Source organism: Kaistella sp. 97-N-M2, assembly GCF_021513235.1.
GTDB lineage: Bacteria > Bacteroidota > Bacteroidia > Flavobacteriales > Weeksellaceae > Kaistella.
This window is the reverse complement of sequence record NZ_CP090976.1, coordinates 2,300,315-2,325,145: the sequence shown is the minus strand read 5'-3', so window position 1 is coordinate 2,325,145 and position 24,831 is coordinate 2,300,315. Positions and strand designations below refer to the sequence as shown.

25 protein-coding genes and 1 pseudogene are annotated in these 24,831 nt (G+C 36.8%); 7 read left to right on the top strand and 19 right to left on the bottom strand.

The features are described from left to right. The first annotated feature begins 289 nt into the window (after positions 1-289). From L0B70_RS10815 to arsB, 5 genes are all read left to right on the top strand, one after another. Positions 290-556 (top strand): phosphatidylserine decarboxylase, encoded by a 267-nt coding sequence (locus L0B70_RS10815; protein WP_103913366.1) that lies wholly within the window; start codon positions 290-292, stop codon positions 554-556. A 194-nt stretch (positions 557-750) separates the two neighbouring features. After that, positions 751-1,083: a helix-turn-helix transcriptional regulator gene (locus tag L0B70_RS10810; protein WP_076387906.1), complete on the top strand. Its 333-nt coding sequence runs from the start codon at positions 751-753 to the stop codon at positions 1,081-1,083. Positions 1,084-1,131: 48 nt separating this feature from the next. After that, positions 1,132-1,599 carry a DUF6428 family protein gene (locus L0B70_RS10805; RefSeq protein ID WP_076387908.1) on the top strand — a complete coding sequence of 156 codons (468 nt, stop codon included), beginning with the start codon at positions 1,132-1,134 and terminating at the stop codon, positions 1,597-1,599. A gap of 14 nt (positions 1,600-1,613) precedes the next feature. Further along, entirely contained in the window at positions 1,614-2,246 is a 633-nt protein-coding gene (locus tag L0B70_RS10800) for a low molecular weight phosphatase family protein (protein ID WP_103913448.1), read from the top strand. Between the two features lie 3 nt (positions 2,247-2,249). Continuing rightward, positions 2,250-3,296 (top strand): ACR3 family arsenite efflux transporter, encoded by a 1,047-nt coding sequence (gene arsB / locus L0B70_RS10795; protein ID WP_076387910.1) that lies wholly within the window; start codon positions 2,250-2,252, stop codon positions 3,294-3,296. Between the two features lie 233 nt (positions 3,297-3,529). On the opposite strand, the gene L0B70_RS10790 is transcribed toward arsB, so the two are convergent. The 19 genes and pseudogenes from L0B70_RS10790 to L0B70_RS10710 all read right to left on the bottom strand — a co-directional run bounded on the left by L0B70_RS10790 (position 3,530) and on the right by L0B70_RS10710 (position 22,602). Next, the gene (locus L0B70_RS10790; protein ID WP_076387912.1) at positions 3,530-3,778 is read right to left on the bottom strand and encodes a (2Fe-2S) ferredoxin domain-containing protein; all 249 of its coding nucleotides are present in this window, start codon (positions 3,776-3,778) and stop codon (positions 3,530-3,532) included. A 285-nt stretch (positions 3,779-4,063) separates the two neighbouring features. Further along, a complete protein-coding gene (locus L0B70_RS10785) occupies positions 4,064-6,472 on the bottom strand; it encodes a multicopper oxidase domain-containing protein (RefSeq protein WP_235143591.1) in 2,409 nt (802 codons plus the stop codon). A gap of 82 nt (positions 6,473-6,554) precedes the next feature. Continuing rightward, entirely contained in the window at positions 6,555-7,037 is a 483-nt protein-coding gene (locus L0B70_RS10780; RefSeq protein ID WP_235141799.1) for a DUF305 domain-containing protein, read from the bottom strand. A 10-nt stretch (positions 7,038-7,047) separates the two neighbouring features. Then, positions 7,048-9,552, bottom strand: coding sequence for a heavy metal translocating P-type ATPase (locus L0B70_RS10775; protein WP_076387918.1), 2,505 nt, complete (start codon positions 9,550-9,552; stop codon positions 7,048-7,050). A 325-nt stretch (positions 9,553-9,877) separates the two neighbouring features. Further along, positions 9,878-10,450 carry a DUF3347 domain-containing protein gene (locus L0B70_RS10770; RefSeq protein WP_235141798.1) on the bottom strand — a complete coding sequence of 191 codons (573 nt, stop codon included), beginning with the start codon at positions 10,448-10,450 and terminating at the stop codon, positions 9,878-9,880. Between the two features lie 17 nt (positions 10,451-10,467). Continuing rightward, positions 10,468-10,920, bottom strand: coding sequence for a heme-binding domain-containing protein (locus tag L0B70_RS10765; protein ID WP_235141797.1), 453 nt, complete (start codon positions 10,918-10,920; stop codon positions 10,468-10,470). A 1-nt stretch (position 10,921) separates the two neighbouring features. Continuing rightward, the gene (locus L0B70_RS10760) at positions 10,922-11,392 is read right to left on the bottom strand and encodes a DUF3347 domain-containing protein (protein WP_235141796.1); all 471 of its coding nucleotides are present in this window, start codon (positions 11,390-11,392) and stop codon (positions 10,922-10,924) included. A 600-nt stretch (positions 11,393-11,992) separates the two neighbouring features. After that, positions 11,993-12,244 (bottom strand): heavy-metal-associated domain-containing protein, encoded by a 252-nt coding sequence (locus tag L0B70_RS10755; protein ID WP_235141795.1) that lies wholly within the window; start codon positions 12,242-12,244, stop codon positions 11,993-11,995. An 84-nt stretch (positions 12,245-12,328) separates the two neighbouring features. Further along, positions 12,329-12,886 carry an AraC family transcriptional regulator gene (locus tag L0B70_RS10750; protein ID WP_235141794.1) on the bottom strand — a complete coding sequence of 186 codons (558 nt, stop codon included), beginning with the start codon at positions 12,884-12,886 and terminating at the stop codon, positions 12,329-12,331. 85 nt (positions 12,887-12,971) lie between these two features. Continuing rightward, the gene (locus L0B70_RS10745) at positions 12,972-13,901 is read right to left on the bottom strand and encodes an efflux RND transporter periplasmic adaptor subunit (protein ID WP_235141793.1); all 930 of its coding nucleotides are present in this window, start codon (positions 13,899-13,901) and stop codon (positions 12,972-12,974) included. A 56-nt stretch (positions 13,902-13,957) separates the two neighbouring features. Then, complete coding sequence (locus L0B70_RS13560) at positions 13,958-14,065, bottom strand: heavy metal-binding domain-containing protein (RefSeq protein WP_407929705.1); 108 nt, start codon at positions 14,063-14,065, stop codon at positions 13,958-13,960. 113 nt (positions 14,066-14,178) lie between these two features. Beyond that, positions 14,179-15,426 carry an efflux RND transporter periplasmic adaptor subunit gene (locus tag L0B70_RS10740; RefSeq protein WP_235141792.1) on the bottom strand — a complete coding sequence of 416 codons (1,248 nt, stop codon included), beginning with the start codon at positions 15,424-15,426 and terminating at the stop codon, positions 14,179-14,181. Next, positions 15,423-16,622, bottom strand: coding sequence for a TolC family protein (locus tag L0B70_RS10735; RefSeq protein ID WP_235141791.1), 1,200 nt, complete (start codon positions 16,620-16,622; stop codon positions 15,423-15,425). The genes L0B70_RS10740 and L0B70_RS10735 overlap by 4 nt, the downstream gene beginning before the upstream one ends. A gap of 66 nt (positions 16,623-16,688) precedes the next feature. Continuing rightward, entirely contained in the window at positions 16,689-18,647 is a 1,959-nt protein-coding gene (locus L0B70_RS13420; RefSeq protein WP_260089131.1) for an efflux RND transporter permease subunit, read from the bottom strand. A 2-nt stretch (positions 18,648-18,649) separates the two neighbouring features. Further along, positions 18,650-19,933, bottom strand: a complete 1,284-nt coding sequence (locus L0B70_RS13415) for an efflux RND transporter permease subunit (protein ID WP_260089130.1) — start codon at positions 19,931-19,933, stop codon at positions 18,650-18,652. A 14-nt stretch (positions 19,934-19,947) separates the two neighbouring features. Further along, positions 19,948-20,112, bottom strand: coding sequence for a metal transporter (locus tag L0B70_RS10725; protein ID WP_235143605.1), 165 nt, complete (start codon positions 20,110-20,112; stop codon positions 19,948-19,950). 36 nt (positions 20,113-20,148) lie between these two features. After that, positions 20,149-20,348 (bottom strand): annotated as a pseudogene (locus L0B70_RS13555) (DUF3347 domain-containing protein); the annotation flags it as partial. A 223-nt stretch (positions 20,349-20,571) separates the two neighbouring features. Then, positions 20,572-20,973 (bottom strand): hypothetical protein, encoded by a 402-nt coding sequence (locus L0B70_RS10715; RefSeq protein WP_235141790.1) that lies wholly within the window; start codon positions 20,971-20,973, stop codon positions 20,572-20,574. Between the two features lie 885 nt (positions 20,974-21,858). Then, positions 21,859-22,602 carry a hypothetical protein gene (locus L0B70_RS10710; RefSeq protein WP_235141789.1) on the bottom strand — a complete coding sequence of 248 codons (744 nt, stop codon included), beginning with the start codon at positions 22,600-22,602 and terminating at the stop codon, positions 21,859-21,861. 130 nt (positions 22,603-22,732) lie between these two features. On the opposite strand from L0B70_RS10710, the gene L0B70_RS10705 reads away from it, so the two are divergent. Beyond that, positions 22,733-23,843, top strand: a protein-coding gene (locus tag L0B70_RS10705) for an IS3 family transposase (RefSeq protein ID WP_235141788.1) whose coding sequence is annotated in 2 segments (ribosomal slippage) — positions 22,733-22,989 and positions 22,988-23,843 — 1,113 coding nt in all. Because the reading frame shifts where the segments join, the coding sequence is not laid out codon by codon here. Between the two features lie 141 nt (positions 23,844-23,984). Beyond that, positions 23,985-24,779 carry a ComEC/Rec2 family competence protein gene (locus tag L0B70_RS10700; RefSeq protein WP_235141787.1) on the top strand — a complete coding sequence of 265 codons (795 nt, stop codon included), beginning with the start codon at positions 23,985-23,987 and terminating at the stop codon, positions 24,777-24,779. Positions 24,780-24,831 lie beyond the last annotated feature (52 nt).

Sequence of the window (24,831 nt, the reverse complement as noted above, 5' to 3'; positions counted from 1 at the left end):
CTTTCAATAAATTCTAAAAAATTACCTGATATTATTTCATCTTCTATAATTAAATCTGTTCTTTTACAATCTTGAAGAAAATAATTTCGATATCATTTCTACTTATTTTTGTGTGTGCCAATACAGAATTGGGTGAAATGTTGAAATTTCCAAACTTGATACAGCATTTTGTAAAGCATAGTACGAATAAGACAGAACACTCTCTTTCATTTTTAGGTTTTGTGAAAAATCATTATGATAGTTAGAAATCGCATTCGGATTCTGACCAACACATTTTCCGGTAAGTGGAATCACGGCAAGTTCAAATATTAAAATTGACGGTAATTACTACTCGGTAAGTCCTTTGGCTCTGCGTGAAAAAGCAGAAATCTTCTGGCTGAATAAGCGCGAGTACTGCATTATAAAAAGTCCGGTTTTCGGCAATGTTGTCATGATCGAAGTTGGGGCAACAATGGTTGGAAGTATGATTCAAACTTATCAAGGTACGAATGTAAAAAAAGGGGAAGAAAAAGGTTATTTTAAATTTGGAGGTTTCGACAGTTGTCCTGTTATTTGAGAAAAACAAAATTAAAATCGATCATGATTTATTGGTTAATACCTCGAAAGATTTTGAAACGATCATAAAAATGGGTGAAAGAATTGGAGAAAAATTTTAAAAAACTCCATTTATTTGAAGTATAAAAAATATTCCTCTTAATTTTGTTTTGCTCGTATTTATATTAATCGTAATATTGCAATTAATAAAACATAATGGGAAGTTCAAAAACAGAAAAATTTACGGAAGAGCAAAATAAAATTGCATTATTTGCGAAAGTATTCGGACATCCTGCAAGGGTAGCGATTTTACAACATTTGTTTAAAATTAATGCTTGCATTTGCGGAGATCTGGTAAATGAAATTGGATTAGCCCAACCAACAATCTCGCAACATCTAAAAGAATTGAAGCATTTAGGCTTGATTAAAGGAAATGTGGAAGGAACAAGTGTTTGTTATTGTATTCACGCAGAAAATTGGATAGCAATGAAAACTGTAATGACTGAATTTCTAAACCAAGACTTAACCGAAAGCCAAGATTGCTGTTAAAAAAATTTGAATGTATTGATCATATAATCGCAATAAACAAATAAAGTTATGAAATTATCACAAGTAAAATCAGTATTAAAAGAACTGGAAACTATAGGTTTTCAATTACCAAACGGAGAATTAGTACCAAATCACTTTCACGTTACAGAAGTCGGTAAAATCACAAAACATTTTATCGATTGTGGTGGAACTGAAAGAAAAGAAGAAGTCGTAAATTTCCAACTATGGAATGCAAATGATTACGACCACAGATTGCATCCAGAAAAGTTGTTGAACATCATTGAACTTTCGGAAAAAGTTTTAAAAATAGCAGATTTAGAAATCGAAGTAGAATACCAAGCGGATACAATTGGAAAATTCGGACTTGATTTTGACGGGCAACATTTCTTATTGACATCTAAACAAACTGATTGTTTGGCTAAAGACCAATGTGGCATTCACGCTGAAAAACCTAAAAAGATTTTATCTGAAATTCAAACTGCAACTTCTTGTGCACCCGGAAGTGGTTGTTGCTAAAAAAAATCAAAAAAATGAAGACAACAAAGCGAACTCTATTTTTAGAAATACAAAATTTAATCAAAGAATTAAAACCTCATACCATTTCAAGCGAACGTAAAGCAGTTTTACAACCGCTAACTGATTTTATTCAGGCAGAGGTTTCAAAAAATCAAGAAATCCGTATCAACTTTATCTGCACTCACAATTCACGAAGAAGTCATTTATCACAAGTTTGGGCGCAAACAATGGCAAACTACTTCAATATCAGAAACGTATTTTGTTATTCGGGCGGAACAGAAGCAACCGCACTTTTTCCAATGGTTGCAGAAACTTTGCTAAATTCAGGTTTTCAGATAAACACAATTTCTAAAAATGATAATCCTGTTTATTCCATTAAATATGCAGATAACGAGCATCCAATAATTGGATTTTCAAAGAAATTGAATGATGATTTTAACCCAAAATCTGGTTTTTGTGCAGTTCTTACTTGTGATTCTGCAAATGAAGCCTGCCCAATTGTGTTTGGCGCAGAAAAACGAATTCCTATCACTTTTGAAGACCCAAAAGTATTTGACGATACACCACAACAAGCAGAAAAGTACAATGAAAGAAGTCTGCAAATAGCAACTGAAATGTTTTACGTTTTCTCTCAAATAAATTCATAAAAAATGGCTTCAAAAAAATTAAGTTTTCTAAATAGAAATCTAACGCTTTGGATATTTGTCGCAATGGCAATAGGAGTTGGACTTGGGTATTTTATTCCAACATTTCCAAACATCATCAATTCATTTAGTAGCGGAACTACAAATATTCCGATTGCAATCGGTTTGATTTTGATGATGTATCCACCATTGGCAAAAGTCAATTATTCATTATTGCCAAAGGTTTTCAGAAACACAAAAATCCTTTCTATTTCGCTCATTCTTAATTGGATAATTGGTCCCGTTTTAATGTTTGTTTTAGCAATTACATTTTTGCGAGATTATCCCGAATATATGGTTGGTCTTATTTTAATTGGTTTGGCTCGTTGCATAGCAATGGTCTTGGTTTGGAACGACCTTGCAGAAGGAAGTAGCGAATATGGAGCAGGTTTAGTCGCTTTAAATAGTATTTTTCAAGTTTTTGCCTATAGTTTTTATGCCTGGATTTTTATCACAGTTCTACCTCCATATTTCGGTTTTGATGGTGCAATTGTGGATATTTCAATCGGAACTATTGCAGAAAGTGTCGCCATTTATTTAGGTATTCCGTTTGTAATGGGAATTTTAAGCAGACTTATTTTAGTAAAAATAAAAGGCGAAGAATGGTATACCAACAAATTCATTCCGACAATTTCGCCCATAACTTTAATTGCGCTTTTATTTACCATTGTAGTAATGTTCTCGCTAAAAGGAGAATTGATTGTGAAAATACCAATGGACGTTGTGATTATTGCAATTCCATTATTAATATATTTTACGTTAATGTTTATCATTGGATTTTTCGTTACCAAAGCATCAGGAGCAGAATATGACAAAACGACAGCGGTGGCATTTACAGCAGCAGGGAATAATTTTGAATTGGCGATTGCAGTTGCAATTGCAGTTTTTGGGCTAAATTCGGGACAAGCGTTTGCAGGCGTAATTGGTCCTTTAGTCGAAGTTCCAGCACTGATTTTATTGGTTCGGGTTTCATTCTGGTTGCGGCAAAAATATTTCGCAAAAAATAATATTTAGTTCTGCAGAGTTTAGAGAACTGCATCATAATCATTAGTAGATAAATTTTCTATTTCAGAAAAAGAATAAACCGCAATTAAAGGCCAATCTATAATGAATGAATTAATTATACAACTGGAGTCCACAATATCAAATTATTACCATTCACAGACGACAATTGTTCAGCATCACCTTCAGGAACTAAAATCTTCTTACGATACATTAAGTCTCTTGGAAAAAAAGACGAGAAAATTTTATTTATTTAAAATATTCCTTTTGATGATTGTTCCCAAATCTTTCTCCGAAAACCATATATCTTCTGGATGAAGATGATGAACGGGAGCTTGTTGGCATCTATTATTACAATCCATTTTTTCAATTTCGATTTTATTTTTCAAATTATATTTCTTTACATAGAAATCTAAAAGTTTCCCCTTTTTCTTCCTACAATTTACGCCATTACACCAATAAATAATGGGCTTGCTGTGGTTAGAATCTTCCATAGTGTTATTGTTTATTGTAATTGATTTTTAGTCATTTAGATTAATTTGTCGGTTGTAATGTATAAGCGCTCTGTTTGCAATTTTTTTTAAGTTCATATTATAATGTAATTAATGCCCTCAAAAGTTTTCATAGCGTCTTAATAACAATTTTGCACCCAATTTTACTTCACCTCAAGCCTTTATATTTTTATAATTTCTTAAGTAATACAAAAACATTAGAAATAAAATCCGTCCCACTTTTAAAAAGGAGACGGATTTGAAAATTTTATTGGATATTTTTTATCTCTAATACATGAAGGTTAAACCCGCTCCAAATCCATATTCACTGTCGTAATTTGTCGACACTGAAACCCATTTCTGAAGAATGTATTTTAATCCAAAGTCAAATTCTTTGTCTGAATTAACGGCAAAATTTCCTCGAATTCTGGGTGATATTTTAATTCCTTCTCTCCCCAGTTCTAATCGCACTTTTCCATTTTGGTCAACGTTTGCGTCTGCTGTTATTAGCATTGGTAAAAGATAACGAATACCGGCAATGGCTACATTTTGATTCTGGGGCATTACATTTTGCCCGAACCAGGTTTTTGCCATATCATGATTTTTGTTACTTCTAAAACCGACATAAGGCATTGCCCATTGATATTTTCCTAAAAACCGACCCACTTTTACACTTCCTTCGTAATGTGTAAAATCATAATTACTGTGTAATTCATTCACATTCAACCATCTCGCTCCTAACATCGTCATGTTTTCAAAATGAAATTTATTAGACGCTACATCCAACATTGCAGTAGTATTAATCATTCGGTTCTTGTTTAGAAACTGTTTGTATGATGCTTCTTTATTCGGTAATTGTGGGTTTGGTGCTGAATTTTCATAACTGAAAACTCTTCCCATTCCACTCATCATGTGATATAAAATATGACAGTGGAAAAACCAGTCTCCGTCCTGATTTGCGGCAAATTCGATCGTCACAGTTTCCATTGGTGCAATGTCAATTACATTTTTTAAAGGTGCATATTCCCCTTTAGCGTTCACTACACGAAAATCATGACCGTGAAGATGCATTGGATGGCGCATCATGGAATTATTGTACATGGTAATTCTCACGACCTGACCTTTTTTAATTAAAATTTTATCACTTTCAGCGACCGTTTTATTATCTAAAGTCCACAGATAATTACGCATATTACCTTCCAAAGTGAATTTCAATTCCTTTACATTATCAGTAGGTAAAATAGTTGTGAACGGAGATTTCAACATGTTATAATTGAGCCTTTTGATGGTTTTTTCTTCGGAAGATTCCATGGCCATCTTGCTGTGATCCATTTCCATCTTACCATCATCCATTTTCACGTCAGATTTCATATCCATTTTGCTGTCATCCATTTCCATTTTACCATGATCCATTTTCATGTCCGATTTCATATCCATTTTACCGTGATCCATTTCCATTTTACCATCCTTCATTTTCATGTCGGATTTCATGTCCATTTTGCCACCTTCCATCTTCATGTCGGATTTAGTCCCCATCATTTCCATCATGTGCTGCATGGTTTTCATGCGTTGGCTTTCTGATAATTCCGGATACATTACTTCGTTCAAATCCATCACCTGATTGCCCATCGTCATGCTCATCGGTTTCATGTCTCCACTCATCAACATCATGTCGTTCATCATTTTCATGCCTTCGAACAGCATCAGTTTCGGTAAGTTTGGTGCGTCTACTTTTTCGCCGTCTCCCAAATAAAGTGAAGCATGACCTTGTCGGTCTTCCGAGGTTGCACGAAATTCAAAACTTTTATTTTCCGGTATCGTCACTTCTATATCATAAGATTCGGAAACGCCAACAATGAGACGGTCTACTTCTACAGGTTCTACCTCATTACCATCAGTTCCAATAACGGTAATTTTTCCACCACCATAATTTAGCCAAAAATAAGAGGAAGATGCACCATTTGCTACTCGAAGCCTGACTTTATCTCCGGCTTTTAGATCTTTGTAATTTGAAGAAATCTCACCATTAATAAGGAAATTATTGTAATAAACGTCACTTACATCCATGGCTTCCATTCGCTTCCATTCATTCAAAAGTTTGGTTCCGAAATGTCCTTTTCCAATGGCTTCGGAATAACTTTGAACGGTTCCTTTTTTTATGGCCCAATAATCTCCCCGATCCATGTGCAATCTTCGCATGATCTGTTTCGGATTTTCATCTGTCCATTCACCTAAAAGAACGGGAATATCTGCTGCAAACTTTTTACTTGGCTGACTATCTCTTTTATTAAAAACCAAAATCCCATTCATCCCGATCTGTTCCTGAGTTCCCTCATGAGAATGATACCAATAAGTACCATTTTGAGAAATACGGAATTTGTAAAGATGCGTTTCGCCGGGCTTAACTTCTTTCGTAGTTAAATAAGGAACCCCATCCATTTCATTGGGTAGAATCACACCGTGCCAATGAAGACCTGTATTTTCTTTCAACTGATTGTGCAGGTAAATCTCTGCGGTATCACCTTCTGTAAAATATAAAGTTGGCGCCATTAACTTTCCATTGATGGCAATTGCTCTCGCTGGTTTACCGGTGAAATTTACGAGCGTATCTTTTACATATAAATCGTAGCGCACTGTTTTTCCACCAAAAGAAATTTTACCACTGCCATCTTCTTTTGCAGTCTCTTTTTTCTCCATGTGCATGTTGTGGTCCTGAGAAAATCCCTGGGCCGAAACCGCAATAAACAGCAGTGCGAAAAATTTTAAAAAGTTGGGTATTTTATTTTTCATTTTCTAATCTTTTTATCATTGTTTTCATTTCTTCTATTTCTTTTCTTTGCGCAGAAATGATACTTTCAGCTAATTTTTTTACTTCGGGGTCTTTAATGTCGGCTCTTTCACTTGTTAAAATGGCGATGGAATGGTGAGGAATCATTCCTTTCATCCAAAGAACATCGCCAACAATGGGACTTTGCGTACGAACCAAACCGAGTGCAACGAAAAATAATCCTATACTTCCCACTATTATTCCCAGGTTTTTCTGCTTATTTTGATACATTTTGCGCATAAAGAAAAACATGATCAAAGCCATCGTAGAGATTCCAAGACATACCATATAAAATCTGGTCATGCTGAAATAAACGTGATCTAGTTCATAGGTATTGAGATACATGGTTATGTACATCGCTACAAATGAGGCCGCAAGCATTAAAACAAATTTGGTGTAAACGTTACTTTTTGAGTGATCCATTGAATTTTCCATCAATTTATTTTTAAATGTTAATATTTTTTAAACGTAATGAATTACCGATCACAGACACGGAACTAAAACTCATAGCCAAGGCTGCAATCATCGGTGATAAAAGGATTCCAAAAACAGGAAACAAAACGCCTGCTGCAATTGGAATTCCTAAAATATTATAAGCTAAAGCGAAAAATAAGTTTTGCTTGATATTCTTCATAACAGCATCGCTTAGGTTTCTTGCTTTTACAATTCCGTGCAAGTCACCCTGTACCAAAGTGATCATTGCGCTTTCAATCGCAACATCAGTTCCGGTTCCCATCGCGATTCCGACATCACTTTTTGCCAACGCAGGTGCATCGTTAATTCCATCTCCAGCCATTGCTACGATCTTTCCACTTTTCTGAAGTTTTTCTACTTCCTGCAGTTTATTTTCGGGTAGCATTCCAGCTTTAAAATGAACAAGATTGAGTTCTTTGGCAACCGCCTGTGCAGTATCGTGATTGTCTCCTGTAAGCATGATAACATCAATACCTTTTTCCTGTAATGCTTTAATTGCTTTTGCACTGGTCGGTTTTATTTTGTCACTAATAACCACATATCCCGAAACTTTTCCCTCTACAGATAAGAAAGAAACAGTTTTTCCCTGTTTTTGAAAATTTTGCACTTCGGTTTCCATCAAAGAGGTGATTTCAGCTTTGGCATATTCCATCATTTTGGCATTACCCAGATCAATTTTTTTTCCGTTGACCTTTCCCTCAACACCTTTTCCTGTGACTGCACTGAAATTTTCAGCATTTACAATTTCTATATTTTGTTCTTTCCCATATTTTACGGTAGCCTCTGCTAATGGATGTTCGCTCATTTTATTTAAAGAAACAATGAACTGTAGAACTTCTTTTTCTGTAAGCCGATCTCCGAAAACTCCAATTTTTTCAACGGTTGGTTTTCCCTCCGTAATAGTTCCTGTTTTATCGATAATTAAAGTATCGACCTTATCCATTTTTTCCAAGGCTTCGGCGTTTTTTATAAGTACCCCATTTTGAGCACCTTTACCAACACCGACCATTACAGACATTGGTGTTGCTAATCCTAAAGCACATGGGCAAGCAATAATAAGAACAGCAAGTGCATTTACAAAAGCATAAACATAAACCGGTTGTGGTCCAAAGACTGCCCACACGATGAATGTAATAACAGAAATAAGTACAACAATTGGCACAAAATAACCCGACACCGTATCGGCTAATTTCTGAATTGGTGCCCGACTGCGACTGGCGTTATTGACCATTTCCACAATTTGAGAGAGCAAAGTATCTGAACCCACTTTCTCCGCTTTCATTAAAAACGATTGGTTACCGTTGATGGTTCCACTGCTTACTTTATCGTCTATTGTTTTGGTTACAGGAATCGGTTCTCCCGTAATCATTGATTCATCTACAGAGGTTTCGCCTTCTGTAATTGCACCATCTACTGGAATTTTTTCGCCAGGTTTTACACGCAGAATGTCACCTATGACGATTTGTTCAATAGTCACTTCTTCTTCAATGCCGTCTTTAACTCTGATGGCTCGGTTTGGCGCGAGTTTTAATAATTCTTTAACTGCAGAATTTGTTTTGCTGTGTGCTCTGGCTTCCAATACCTGTCCCAGTAGCACTAAAGTCAAAATTACCGTGGCAGCCTCAAAATATACATGAACTGCTCCGGTGTGCGATTTAAATTGTTTTGGAAAAATATCCGGAAAAAACATTCCGAAAACACTGAAAAGGAAAGCGGCTCCCGCACCAATTCCTATCAACGTAAACATATTGAGATTCCATGTTTTAATACTTTTATAGGCACGTTCAAAAAACATCCAGGTCGCATAAAACACAACCGGAATCGATAGAACGAACTGAACCCAGTTCCAGTATTTTTGTTCCATCAAATTATATAATGGATTGTTTGGAATCATTTCACTCATTGCTATTAAAACAATGGGTAAAGTAAAAATTACGGCAATCCATAATTTCTTTAGTAATTTTTTATAGGTTTTTTCTTCCGCTGAAATATCAGGTTCCATCGACACCAGATCCATCCCACAAATAGGACAGGCGCCAGGTTTATCTCTGATTATTTCGGGGTGCATTGGACAAGTCCATTGTTCCGAATTCGAGTTGCTTAATTTTTGTTCTTCTACCAGATCCATTCCGCAGACGGGACAATCGCCTGCTTTGTCGTACGTTTTTTCACCTTCACAATGCATTGGGCAGTAAAAAGTACCGTTACCTTTTACTTTTTTAATTTCTTTTTTCTTGGTTTCTGCCTCTGCTTTTGGCAGATCACCTATATTATGAATACTGTATGTTCCACCATCTTTTTTCAAGGCTTCCTGATATTTTTCAATGTGCAAATGACCATCTGTTTCAATAACTGCTTCCTCTTTCGAGAGATCAACCGTTACTTTTGAAACGCCTTCAATTTTTGAAAGTGTTTCTTCTACGTGTTTCCGGCAACCGTCACAGGTCATCCCGTGAATATGATAGGTGTGTTTCATAATTTTACTTTACTTAAATTTTTAATTTACCGAATTTTATCAAATACCGATTTGTTTGGGATCCTATTTCCCAAATAGTTGCAGTACAATTACTCCAATAATAATTGCACCGATGAATATATACAGTCCGTAGTTCCACCATTTTTTAAAACCAGTTTTTTTCTGATTATTTTCATTTCCTGTTTTGCAGCAATCCTTCATAATAATCCTTTTTTGTGCCTAACAAAGAGAAAAGGGTAATGTAATAATTCACTACATATTCTAACCTTTTCTCTCGTCAGGACTTAAATTTTAATTATTAGGTATTTTTCAATATCGCAACATTTTACTGAATCGTTCTCTGAACTTTACCACATGTCAGCATTTTGCTGCCATAAAATGGGTTTCTAACCTCATTGCTTTTACTCAACCAAGTGCTTCCTTTTTGATACATTGGGCAAAACTGCTCGTATAATTTCATTTTAGTTCCAGTAATTGCAACCAGATCTGAAATGTCTTTGCTTAATGTTTTAAAGTGATCACGTTGATGATCGATTGGGCTTTTTGAAATATGTTCAGCGTGCTCTGTAGCATCATCTATAATATCTGCCAACTCTTTTTTATCCGCTGCAGAATATTTTGAAGCGCTAAAAGACTTTAATGAAACGGCGAGTTTAGCGCCTGCAGTGCCTGCTTTCTTGCTGTCGTCTCCTACCAAAGCATCTTTCAAATTAAAATAATCGCCCAAAATAGCCTCTGCTTTTGCATCGCTTTTCATAGACATCATTTTACCGTTGCTCATTTTCATATCCATTTTGCTGTGGTCCATCTTCATATCCATTTTACTTTTCTGTTGCGCGTTTGCAAAAGAAATAGCGAATAACATTACTGTTGCTATACTTACTTTTAAATTTTTCATTTTATTTTTTTAAAATTTTATAAACTGTCTCTTTTTTGTGCCATCCATTCTATCATTTCCTGCTTTTCAGCTTTTGTAAACTTTGCATCTCTGTGAATAATGGTGTAAGAATTCAAAGGCATTTCATCATCTCTTATCTGATTAACTATTGCTTTCAATTTGCTTTTTTTCTGTCTTACAGATAAAGAATCCCACTCACTGAAATTCAGTTCTTTTTTTCCATCTTTCACATGATTTGCTAAAAACATTGCGGCGGGCTGGATTTTGTTGTACCATGGATAACGGGAATTATTACTGTGACAATCATAGCAGGAGGTCTGCAACTTATTTTTAATATTTGCCGGAACCTTATTGACAACCAAAAAGTCTGCTTTTGAAGTGGTTTGGCTTTGATTAATTTGTTTTGGAAGAAATTGTATACCAACAAATGCGATTAATAAAACCACTGCTATGATCTTGAAAATTTTCATTTTATTTTAATTCCTTTTTCACGCTTCCACAAGTCAACATCGATTTGCCGTAAAAGGGATTTTTTATCGTTTTTTCTGCACTTAACCAAGTCGCATCTGCCATTGGACAATAAAGTACGAAAACTGAATCGTTTGAAAGTTTGAAGTTCTTCGCCACTGCAACCATATTTTCAGATAATTTTGCAAACGATTCCCGTTGAGTTTCTATGCTTCTACTTTCAGCAATGGTAGAAGCATCTTTTCGGAGAACGTCTAGATTCCCTTCCGACATAACTTTGTAATCTACCATAGATGCAGATTTTATAAAGTCGTTTGCTGCTTTGGAGGCTCCATCTGAATTGTCTGTTACCAAAGCATCTTTGATGATGATATAATTTTGGTAAAGTTTAGAAATTGATGCGTCAGAAATTTGCGCTGATAAATTAAAAGTTGAAAATACTGAGAATAATGCTGTGAAAATTAATTTTTTCATTGTAATAAATTTTTGATTGTTTTTTATAAAGAAGATTCCAAAAAAAATGGCTACAATTAATAACGATTTTTCAGGTGAAAAATGACGGATTTATTCTAAGTTCTAAAATTACAATAAGAAATAAATAAGGGTAATTCTGTCCTGTCCGGTGGTGGATTTAGCGGAACAGAAAATTGATTACGTTCTACCGGTGTTAAGAAATCTGCATAGAATATTTGCGGAATAATTGCTACAGCAGGCGCATCATTTATAAATGAAATATCTGCTTTCTGCGGAACATCTGTTTTTAAAATCTTAATTTCACTTTTACAACAACCTTTCTTTTTTTGGTACCACAAAGGGCACAAGTTAAAGTGGAAGAAGTTGAAGAGGCGGAAGAAACAAAAGTTTGATCCAAGCAATAATGCACGTTATAAACCATTCCGGATGAAAATCCAAAATAGAAAACGGTGAACATAATTGCTAAATACTTTTTCATAATAATTTACAAATAATTTAATAAAATTATTTTTTATTAAATTTAGAATGTAATGAATATAATTCTCATTTTTTACCGTAATAATCAAGCTGTTATAATTATCTTTTAATTTTAAATCGTATTTAGCCACAGCATGAACCTGCAGATTTTTTCGGTTCATTGTCTTCCGTACTAGCAACGCGATAGTCTCCCGCGGCAGACAATGCTTTATTTATTTGTTGATCGGTAACTGTTTGGGCGGCTTGCAAATCTGCTTGAGGTGGGTTTAAAGTTACAGAAACTTCCTGTACACCTTCTATAGTTGAAAGTGCTTTTTCAACAGACTTTACACAACCACCGCAAGTCATCCCTTTAATTAAAACAATTTGATTCATAATTTAAAATTTTGTTCGAGTTATTTTTACATTACAAAATTAATGACTGAAAATATAACTTATTGTTACAATTCGGTTTATTGCTTACACAATATCGTCTATGGATTTTCTTTCCCATTTTCGCAGATTTTTGAATTCCGTCATAGACATACCTGTCTCATGCTTAAACTGTTTTGCTAAATGACCACTGTTGTTATAATCTAAACTATATGCTATTTCGGAAAAATTCAGTTCCCCAAATTGTATCAATTCTTTCACTTTTTCCATCTTCAGATTAATCCTGTATTTTTCGATGGTTATACCTTCCTTTAAACTAAATAATTTACTCAAAACCGAATAGGATTTGTTAAAAGTAGCGGTTAGAAAAGCCGGTAAATTTGAATAATCTTGATTTTCAATTTTATTAATGATCGCAATTTTTATTTCTTCAACCAATACATCCGTTTCCTCGATCAACAATTCAAAACCGAGTTCTTGGAGAATCTTTTCCAGTTTAGAAATCTCAACTGGCATATCCTGATCCAGTACAACTTGTCCTAATTCTAAGGAATCGATATGGTAGCCTAAAGTATTCAGTTCTCGCATCACCGCCGACTTACAGCGATCGCACACCATATTTTTTATATATAAAGTTGTTTTCATATTGGTGTTTTAATGGTTATTTATTTTAATAGTTTTTATAATCTGCATCCCCGTTGATAATGAATGTATGAACTTGATGAAAATTTTACATATCATGACCCGCCATTGGATTTGCACCTTTTTTGAAAATGTATTCGCTATTGAGCAGATAAGTTCCTGAAATTACGATATCGTCACCCTCCTTAATTCCAGAAATAATTTCTATGCGGTCATCGGTTTCCAGACCTGTTTTCACCATTTTGTTGACGAAGGTGTTTTTTGCGGTTTTTACCCAGACGGTCGCCATTTTACCATCGCGGATCACCGCATCAATCGGTAAGGTCAATGAATTAGTTGAGGGGTTTTCCAACAAAACATAGACAGACATACCGGGTTTGAGCAAATGATCTTTATTGGGAATGGAAACCCGTACCAGATTGATTCGGCTGGCGGAATTGATTTCAGGATTTGTAAAGTCGATTTTACCCTCGATTTTCAAATTATCAAGATCAGGCAGCGACACAGTCACTTTACTGTCTCGGTGGATGAGTGCCATCTGCGAAGAATAAACCTGAGCTTCTGCCCAAAGCGTCGAAAGATCGGCAAGAGTCAAAATAGTTCCGCCTTCGGAAAGATACGCACCTTCCGAAATATTTAGATTCGTAATATATCCCGCTCCGGTGCTCAATACCGTAGTCGTCAATGATGCTTTTCGGCTCCGCTCCAGCTGCCGGATCTGACCTTCAGACATGCCCCACAGCGAAAGTTTATTGCGGGAACTCTGAAGCAACTGGTTAAAATCGATAGAAGTATTTCCTGTAAAGAGATTTCGTCTTTCCAACGCGAGCAAATATTCCTGTTTAGCATTATTTAGTTCTTCACTATAAATCTCAATAAGCGGTGAACCTTGCGGCACATATTCGCCGATATTTCTATAATAAAGTTTTTCAACTCTGCCCATCACCCGCGAACTCACTGAATGCATTTTATACTGATTGAAATTAAGTGTTCCAGTCAGCGTAAGTTTGTCGGACAATTCATCATTTCCGAGACTGACGGTTTTTATATTTCCCAGTTTTATCTGCTCATCGTTCAGGACAAGCTCATTGGGATCGGCATTTTTTTTTTTTCAACTGGAACTAAATCCATATGGCAAATTGGGCATTTTCCCGGTTTATCTCCCACAATTTGGGGATGCATAGAACAGGTGTAATATATATCGTGGTTGGCGTGCGGATCTTCTTCCTTTTTACAGGAAAAAAGAAAAACCAACAGTACCATTATGAGAATATTAAATTTCATTTTTTCTTTATTTACTTATTTACTTTAATCAGACTTTCACTGTCCATGAGATATTGAGCGTTTTCTGCCACCTCGTCTTCAGGTTCCAAACTACTTACAATTTCAATTTTATCTTTAATGACGGCCCCGATCCCTACTTTGTGTGCAATGAAACCTCCCGCAACTTTTTTGAAGACAATTTTATCCATACCTAAAGAAACCACGGCAGTTTTTGGCAGCCAGTCGGCTACTTTAGAATGACTGGAAATCTCCGCTCTTACCTGGCTTCCAATTGGAATTTTCCCGATGCTGTTGTCGAAATAAACTCTTGCCGTAACCGTTTTGCTGTCCGGACGGAAAAAGGGTTCAATAAAATCAATAGTTCCATTGAAGCGCCGGGAAGGATCACTTTGGGGAATCACCGCAACCGACTGTCCTTTACTGACCAATGCGATATCTTCTGCAAAAATATTGAGAACTGCCCAACTTTTATTCGGATTGTAAACCGTGAAAATGTTTTGCCCTTTTTCAAGATACATTCCTTCTTTCAGAGGTAATTCTGCAGTAACTGCACTTCCACCCGGCATGGCACTTTCCGGTGAAGGAGAGGGGCTTGCCGCCATATTTCCGGCTCCCTGAATATATCCGCTGTAATTACTGAAAACTGGAACACTTAGATAGGGTCTGCCTTTTCTGCTGATGCTTTGAATCTGCGACGCAGGCATTCCCAGAAGCAGTAATTTTTGTCGGGAAGCATTGAGCAGCATTACGTTTGACCGGTCATTTTTTAAAATAAATAAATGATTCTGCTGAGCGGTGAGCAATTCCGGGCTGTATATATCGAGAATGCGCTGTCCTTTGGAAACTTTCTGGTATTTGTAGCGCACATATAGTTTCTCGATTCGTCCGGAAACCCGCGAAGAAATAGTCCCAATCTGCCGCGTGTCGTAATCCACAATTCCTAAAGCGTCTACCGTGGTGGGGATATTTTCTTTTTTTAAACGCACGACAGGCAACTGCGAGACCACGAAATTGTTGGTGGGTTGCAGCAAATCATCTAATTTGATGCCTTCTTCTTTTTGAGCCGGTGCATTTTTCAACACCAAATCCATCCCACATTTTGGGCATTTGCCTGGTTTGTCTGAGATAATTTCCGGATGCATCGGACAGGTATACGTATGTAGCGCATCCGCTTGCGAGTGGGTGTCTTCCCAAAATTTTATTTTTTCACATGCTGACAAAGTTAAAAGCAGGAATGTGAACAGTATTAATTTTTTCATCTTTTTTCAAGTAATCGGTCCAGTTCAGTTTGAGATTGTACGGCTTTGGTAAGAATATCGAGATATTCCAACTGCGTCATATTGAGTTTCTCCCACGCATCGTAAAGCGTGAAAAGATCCTCCGTATTTTGCTCGTAGCCTAACTGCATTATTTTATAATTGTTCTTCAAGGCGGGAATAATGGTATTTTCATACAGTTGAATCTGTTTTTTATTCAGCTCCAGCTCGTTACGCATTCCATAGGCTCTGCCGCTATACTCGTTGACCATCAACTTTTTCTTTGCAAGCAACGCTTCTTCCTTGATCTGTAAGCTTTCGATATTGGCGTCGTACATTTTGGAAGTCCATGGAACCAAGGGTATTTTCGCCATTATCATTAATGAAAACTGCATTGGCTGTCCGCCGAAGCCCGCCATATTTTCGAATTTTACACCGAATTCCGGCCGCAGATTCTGTCTTTCCAAATCCTGTTTCAGCTGGGCAATATTAATTTCCCGGTCAATCCCACGCAGGTCACTTCTGTTCTGATAAAAATTTTGGGCGTCGAAAAGTTCCAGCGCATACTCATTTAAATTAAAATCGGACTTTACTTCTAAAGGTTCCATAGGATTTCTTCCCATCAAAGCATTAAGACGGATTCTCTTTACGCGGATATCGTTATCGTACATTAATTGCATATTATCTGCGGAGCCGAGTGCTGCCTTCGCTTTGTAATAAGCGGAAATTTTCCCGAGGCCATTCTTGTACCGGATTTCGGAATTCCTGATCATAAAGTCGAGCATTACCTTGTTTTCCTTAACTACTTTTATTTTCTTCGCTAAAACCACCCAGTCGTAATACAATTGTTTTGCATCCTGAAAATTTTCGTTCAAAGCCGCATACAATTTCTCTTTCTCCACCGAAGACATGGCCGTCATCAGATTTTCATTGGCATCCAATTTCTTTTTATTGGGAATCATTTGTTCTACAGACACCGCAAAAGAGCCCATTCCGAGCATTTCACCCTTCCTGCTCCAACGCTGCGGATTATAGGGTGTCATAAAAAGACCTGCACCAACCATCGGTGGCATCCAGCTTCTGGAACCTTTAGCAGCAGCATCGAGTGATCTCATTTCTGCATCGTACATTTTTACCACCGGATTATTGGCCGCAATACTGTCTAAAATTTCAGACAAAGGCATTTGCTGAGCACTCATTTTGCCAGAAAAAAAGGCAAATAATAGTAGAAGTGTTATTTTTTTCATTTTAATTATGATTAAATTTTAATGGGAAGCATCAAGTACATCTATTTTCCCGAGCTTATTCAATTCCCATTCTTTCTGCATCAAAAAGATGATTGGCGTGACCAAAAGAATATGAATGGCCGACGTGAAAACGCCCCCTACCATTGGCAAAACAATAGGTTTCATCATGTCACTGCCGACGCCGTGACTCCAAAGAATCGGAACCAGACCGAAGAGCGTCACACAAACCGTCATTATTTTGGGTCTCAACCGTTTGGCTGCACCATAAATAACATACTCACGCAGTTCCTCATTGGTAATGGTTTCGCGGGAATTACCGTTTTTCGCTACCAATTGGACCATGGCATCGTTGAGATAAATGACCATTACAATTCCGGTTTCTACGGCGAGTCCGAAAAGTGCGATAAACCCCACTGCCACTGCAACAGAAAGATTAACGCCCCAAATCGATATCATAAAAACACCTCCAATTAAGGCAAAAGGAATACTGATGAGATTGAAAAACGCTTCGCGATAAGAGTTAAAAGCAAAATACATAGATAGAAAAATGACAATAAGCACGATGGGCATTATCATTTTTAATGTTTGTTCGCCTCGAATCAAATTCTCGTATTGGCCGCTCCACTCCACATAATATCCTTTTGGCATTTTCGCCATTTTACTATCTATCCTTTTCTTGGCTTCTTCTACAGTACTCCCTAAATCACGGTCCCGAACATTGAATAAAACGGCACCGCGCAACATGGCATTTTCAGAATTGATCATTGGTGGACCTTCGGAGAGTTGTACATCTGCTACGGAACTTAAAGGGATGGAACCAAAGTTCATGGTCTGCAAAGGCAATCGACGGATCGATTCTAAATTATTACGGAAATCCTGGCCGTAGCGTGCATTCACCGAAAAACGCTGCCGTCCTTCAATGGTTGTGGTCAGTTTCATTCCACCCAGAGCACTTTCTACGACGGTATTTACATCATCAACACTTAAACCGTATCTGCCAATTTCATCTTTATTTATTTTTATATCGATGTATTTACCACCCGTAATCGGTTCCACGAACATATCTTTAATTCCGTCAATACCGACCAGTTCATTTTTAATTTGTTGAGATAAGGCATAAATGCTATCTAAATTTTCTCCGTACACCTTCACGCCGACATCGGTTCTGATTCCGGTAGAAAGCATATTGATCCTGTTTACAATGGGCATTGTCCAGCCATTTGTAACGCCAGGAATTTGAAGTTTGGCATTTAATTCATCGATCAAACTTTCTTTTGTAGTTCCGTCCCGCCATTCATCCCGAGGTTTCAATAAAATAATGGTTTCAATCATGGAGATGGGCGAGTTATCGGTGGCTGTGTTGGCTCTACCGGCTTTGCCTAAAACATGATCCACTTCTGGAACGCTTTTGATAATTTTATCCTGAACCTGGAGTAGTCTTTTGGCTTCCGAATTAGAAATATCGGGCAGCGTTACGGGCATAAAAAGGATGGAACCTTCATCCAAAGGCGGCATAAACTCCCGACCGAGATTCAGCACCATCGGAATGCTGATTAAAAGGGCGAGAAGATTAATTCCGAGTGTGGTTTTTCGCCACTTAATACACCATCTGATCAGAGGTTCATAAAATCGTTCTAAACCTCTATTTATTGGGTTTTTATTGTCATCCTTAAATTTTCCTTTCATAAAAAAAGAAATAAGCACTGGCGCCAAAGTAAGGACTAGAAAAGCATCAACAATCAGAATGAAAGTTTTGGTGTAAGCAAGCGGATGGAACAATTTGCCCTCCTGTCCTGTAAGCATAAATACGGGCAGAAAAGAAACCACAATAATCACGGTAGAGAAAAACACTCCTCTTGATACCTGTTTACACGATTTTTCAATAATACTCATCCGAATATCTTCGGGTATCTTTTTATAATTATCCGGCTTTTGGCTTTTCTTCCGGAATATATTTTTAAACCAATCGGTCTTCATTATTAGGAGTTTTTGTTTTGGTTATGATTCTGCCAATCCGACAGGTTTTTGTAGGCATTTTCCGACATGATAATTCCATTATCTACGATGACTCCAATGGCTAAGGCAATTCCTGTAAGCGACATGATATTGGAGGAGAGTCCGAAAGCATTGAGTATAATAAAGGCAATGGCAATAGTGATTGGAATTTGAATAATAATACTCAAGGCACTGCGCCAATGAAAAAGAAAAACAATGACAATAATAGCCACCACAATCATTTCTTCAACTAGTTTGGTTTTAATATTATCTATCGCTGCTTCTATTAGAGTACTTCGATCGTAGGAGGTTTTTAAGGTAACACCTTCTGGCAGACCTTTTTCCACCTCTTTCATTTTCTCCTTTACATCATTAATGACTTTGTCCGCATTCTCACCGTAGCGCGCGACGATAATTCCGCCCACTACTTCCCCTTTACCGTCAACATCAAAAATACCCGTCCGCAAATCGCCACCCATTTGTACGGATGCCACATCTTTCACCCGAACTGGAATACCTTGATTGTTGCTCACGGCGATATTCTCGATATCTTCAATATTCTTAATGTAGCCCAGACCGCGAATGATATACGCCATGTCCGCCATCTCAAATTTTCTGCCGCCGACATCATTATTATTGGTTTTCACTGCGTTCATTACATCTATTAACGAAATGTTGTAATACTGCAGTTTCACAGGATCGATGACGAGTTGATATTGTTTTTCAAAACCGCCAAAAGAGGCAACCTCAGCAACTCCAGGAACGGTTTGCAGGGCGAATTTTATATACCAATCCTGCAATGCGCGCTGATCGCCCAGATCCATGTTTGGTGCATCTAAATGATACCAGTAGACATGTCCTACTCCGGTGCCATCAGGTCCCAAAGTAGGTGTCACATCTTGTGGAAGTAAACGTTGTGCATAATTGAGCCGTTCCATGACCCGTGTTCTTGCCCAGTAAATATCGGCATCGTCCTCGAAAATGACATAGACGAAACTCATCCCGAACATCGAGGAAGCCCGAATATTTTTAATTTTCGGAATTCCCTGTAGATTGCTCACGAGCGGAAAAGTTACCTGATCCTCAATAATCTGAGGACTTCTGCCCATCCATTCGGTGAAGACGATAACTTGGTTTTCACTTAAATCCGGAATGGCATCAATGGGATTGCTCCGTACGGCAAAGATTCCCCAAATAAAAAGGGCCGCCGCAATAAGTAATACAAAGTATCGGTTTTTAAGTGATAATCTTATTAAATTTTGAATCATAATGGTTGATATGTTTACTTGATTTCTTCCTGAACCTCGCCACAGCTAAGCATGTCTTTTCCATAGTAAGGATTTTTCACTTCTGCAGAATTGCTCAGCCAGAAAGCACCTTTGCTTTCATTGTACATCGGGCAAAAGACTTTGTAAACTGGTTTTGAAGTACCGAAATCTTTAACCAAATCATAAAAATCTGCACTTAATAAATCCAGATGTTCTCTTTGATGTTCGATATTTCCAGCATTTTCTCCGATGTGTTCTGCATGTTCTTTAAGGTCAGCGACGATATCTGCGAACCCTTTTTTTGTTCCGTTGAAAAGCTGCTTTGGTCAATTTTCGCGAGTGACTGTACTATATTTTTACCGACAGAAGCAGCTTTCCCATCATCGTCATTTGCGAGGGCTGAAGTCAATTCCATATAATTTAATGTAAGTTCGTCAAGATTGGCGGAGGATTTTTTGGCCGCGGTAACGGTCATGTTGGTACCCTCCATCATTTGGCCATCTTTCATACCTTTCATATCGTGTTGCATGGTAGTGTTAGCAGTTTGTTCTTTGTTGTCTTTGCAGGCACTCATAGATAGTGTTCCGATTGCCAATAAACTGAAGATTAATATTTTCATTATTTTAAAAGTTTAAAAGTTATTTGTTAAAAAAAGTAGTATAATTAGATTGATTTTCGAAGTACAAAACGCCATCGTTCTGATCAGAGATCGCGATAATTGCAGTCGCTTTATCTACCGGTTTCTTAGATACCGGATCAGTAGCCGTACGTGCGCTTTCCTGCGTCGGGATTTTATTCTGACAATCTGCGCAACAGCCGTAATAAACTTTGCCGTCATATTTTACTTCCAGCTGTTTTTTACCCATATAGGCATTATTCACCATGCAAACTTCATCGTTGGGAACGAGGTCTCCAATTTTTGGCTGGTTATTAGTAACACCAGCATTTACCACTGCGGCATTTTTATCGGTTTCGGGACTATTACAGGAATAAAGGAATACGGCCAATACAGCCATTATACCAAAAGCCAAATTTTTCATGAAATTCAGATTTAAGATTAAGATTGGATTTGTTGAAGTGTCAGATAGAAATTGACCTTTAAAGATCAATTTATTAAAGTGTGACGTATGATCACAATATTATTTCCCGTACATGACAATTACGGATACAGCAAAAAATAGGATGCCGACAAGAAACAAACTACGTTGTACGACAATGCATAATTTTGGCTGTAAGAAGAGTATTTACCCTATTTTTGGCGGTTGCCAAATGGTGTGAAATCCATTGGAATAAAACGGATTAAGATAATAGAATTGCGATCTTTTGGAAGTAAAATCAAACTTGTTTTGAGAATTTAGGAACTTATTGCTATCAGCGAGCACTGGATATTGAAAGGAACTGCAAGTATTTCCACTGCAGTTTCCGGAACAGTCACCGGTTGAGCATTGATGGGATTTAGGATGACAACATTCATCTTCACAGTCTCCGCTGGAACATTCGGGCTGTAGCTCAGCAAATGACTGTCTGAACTCTAATACAATCAAAGACTTTTCTACTTTATCAGCCTTACTATTTATGGCGCAACCGAATAAAAAATTAGGTACTAGAAATAAAACCAGTATAAAACAGAAAAACGGTATTTTAGAATTAATATGCATTTTTAAGTAATCCGTTACAAATATAGTTATTTTAACTTATAGACCGATCATTATTTGGCTATGTTTTATGATAAAAATCATTTTTTTTACAAGTTATCATGATAGATTTCTGTGTGTATAGTATGACATTTGGCTTTTCCAATATTTAGAATATTTTAATAAAAAAGTTGTTCTTACTAATTAGATGTTAGAGATTCCACTGCTGAAGTGTAAAAATCGATGGGTTGTCAATATTACATTTTGTAAACTTGACAAATTAAAAATTATCTATCTTCTACCTGCAAATTTCCTATTCTCAGTTTTGGATTCAGAATACTTAATGGCAACTACTCTATGTTTATCGTTTATGGCAGCGAAAAGAACATGCTTAAATAATTTTCTATTTTCCTCTTCCCTATCCTTCACATGATCAGTTTTGACATTCAATTTCAGCCGCGCTTTTTTCTCTTCTTTATATTGTTCAATTAAATTAGTTTCTATAAAGGGCAATTCTTCCAATTTCTCATCTATTTTGGATATATTCTCTGCGGTTGCTTGAGATTGTTTTTCTATTTCCGTAACATTCACGCCTTTCTCAGATAATTTTAAAATAGTATTATGGACTTCCACTTTGGCTAAATCTATACTTTTTTGGTACGATGTCAGTTGGGTTTCCCAATAATCTGCATTTACGTCTTCGCTATTTTTTGAATATTCTAAAATCCTGTGATAAGCATATTCCGCCTTATGAACTTCGGACTGTACTTTTGTAAATTCTTCATATTTTCTTAAAACGAAAGCACTATCTGCAAGAAATTTATTTTTTTCACTCTCTAATTTTTTTTTCAGCAACTCTATTTCAATTTTCGCTCTGGTTTCGGGATTTGTGATGATAGAAGTTTTCAATTCTTGAGTGCTTATATCCGAGATGTCTAAAACATCTGCACCCCTTTTCATCGCTTCCAAATATCTCGCTTGTTTAGACTGCAATTTTTGCAACATGAAAACATCAATACTATCATTGGTCAGCATAAAATTGATGCGCACGTTTTCATTTTTGTTTCCCTGTCGCCACGCTCGATGACCTTCTCCCACAAAACCGTAACACCTAAAAGTAGAGATTTTTCGATAAAGTAATTAACTTTAATACAAGAAAAATCAAATGAAAAAAAGCAGATTTACAGAAAGTCAGATTGTCTTCGCCTTGAAGCAATCCGAGACGGGAGTAAAAGTGGAAGAAGTATGTCGCAAAATGGGTATCAGCGAGGCAACTTTTTACAATTGGAAAAAAAAATTCGGAGGCTTGGGCATCACGGAACTTCGCCGTTTGCGCCAGCTGGAAGAAGAGAACAGCCAGCTCAAAAAGCTGGTAGCGGACTTAAGTTTAGATAAGCAGATTCTTCAGGATGTTCTGAAAAAAAGTTCTAAAGCCGGTTCAGAGGCGTGAACTGGCGAAAGGGATACAGCAGGATTACCGGGTTTCTAAGCGAAGAAGCTGTCGTTTGGTGTTTTTACAGCCCAGTGTTTATTATTACCATCCACATCGTAGAGATGATAAGGCGGTGAGGATGCGACTCATAGAACTTTCCAACATTCGTGTTCGGTATGGCGTGCAGCGTTTACATATTCTTCTGAGACGGGAAGGATGGAAGGACAATCATAAAAGGATCTACAGAATCTATTGTGAGGAAGGTTTGAACCTAAGGAGAAAACGGAACAAAAGAATAAAATCTGCACGATCCCGGGTTCCTACCAATGGCATTGCTTCTAGTTTACATGAGTGCTGGAGCATGGATTTTATGAGCGATGCCCTGTTTGACGGCAAGAAATTCAGGGTCTTAACTTTAGTGGATAATTATAGCCGTAAATCCTTGGTACTTCATTCCGGAATTTCCATTAAAGGAGAAGATGTTGCTGAAATATTAAAAAATGTTACCTTTGAGCAGCAAGCCTATCCCAAGCGGATTAAGATTGATAACGGACCGGAGTTTATCAGTAAAGCATTGGACAGATGGGCTTATGAAAGGAAAATAGAACTGGAATTCTCCAGGCCTGGAAAGCCTACAGATAATGCGTTTATAGAGAGTTTTAACGGATCATTAAGGGATGAATGCCTCAATGTGAATTGGTTCTTATCACTGGAAGATGCACAGCAAAAGCTGGATGTCTGGAAAGAGGATTATAACAGTTACAGACCCCATAGCTCATTGGGAAATTTAACGCCAAACGAGTTCATTGAAAACAGTCAAAACATGCAAATTTCTCTATTTTAGATTGTTCCATATATCGGGGGGAGGTCAAAGTTAATTAATTTTATACTTTTAAACCGTACTGTTTTCGGGGGAGCTTACAAAGTTCCCTCCAGCAAAAGAGATTATCAACAGAAAAGGACTCCAGACAACCCAATTTTATATTTGAAGAAATATGGTATTAGTGATATTTTCCGCTTTATCATTACTCATCCAGATATGGATCATCTTGATGGAATCAGTGATTTATATTCTGAGTTTAATATTATGAACACTTGGGATACCGATAACAATAAAACTGTAGCAGATGGTGCTAACTTTGCTGGTTATAACAAAGAGGATTGGGATTTCTATACAAAAATCAGAAGTGGTCAGATCAGTGAAACCAGACGTTTGACTTATTTTGCAGGACAAGAAAATTCATTTTATAATGAGGATAATATAAAAATATTAAGCCCTACCGCAGAACTTGTTAGAAAAGCAAATTCAAATGGCGATTATAATGATTTATCTTACGTTCTATTACTAACACACCCTAGACCAGATGGTACAAGTTGGAAAATACTTTTTGCGGGAGATAGTGATAATGATTCTTGGGACTATATTTTAAAAAATCACAGAGATCAAGTGACAAACATTGATGTATTATTTGCACCACATCATGGAAGAGATTCAGGAAGGAGCTATGAGTTCTTAAAAACATTGAATCCGAGGGTGACACTATTTGGTAACGCAAGTTCAAAATATCTTGCTTATGAATGTTATCCGCGAACTAGGATTACAAACAATCAAGCCGGTTATGTAATAATGGATGTTACTGCGAGTAAGATAGTTTTTTATGTAAAAAATTACGAGTTTGCGAAATATTACAAGGCTAAACGCAATTGGACAGATACAACTTACTCTACTAATTTTCAAGCATATGATTTATTTCAACTGAACCCCAAAAATAATAATTAAATTATTAGCATATTATTTATAATATAAAACCAAGTAATTAAGAAAGCTTTGC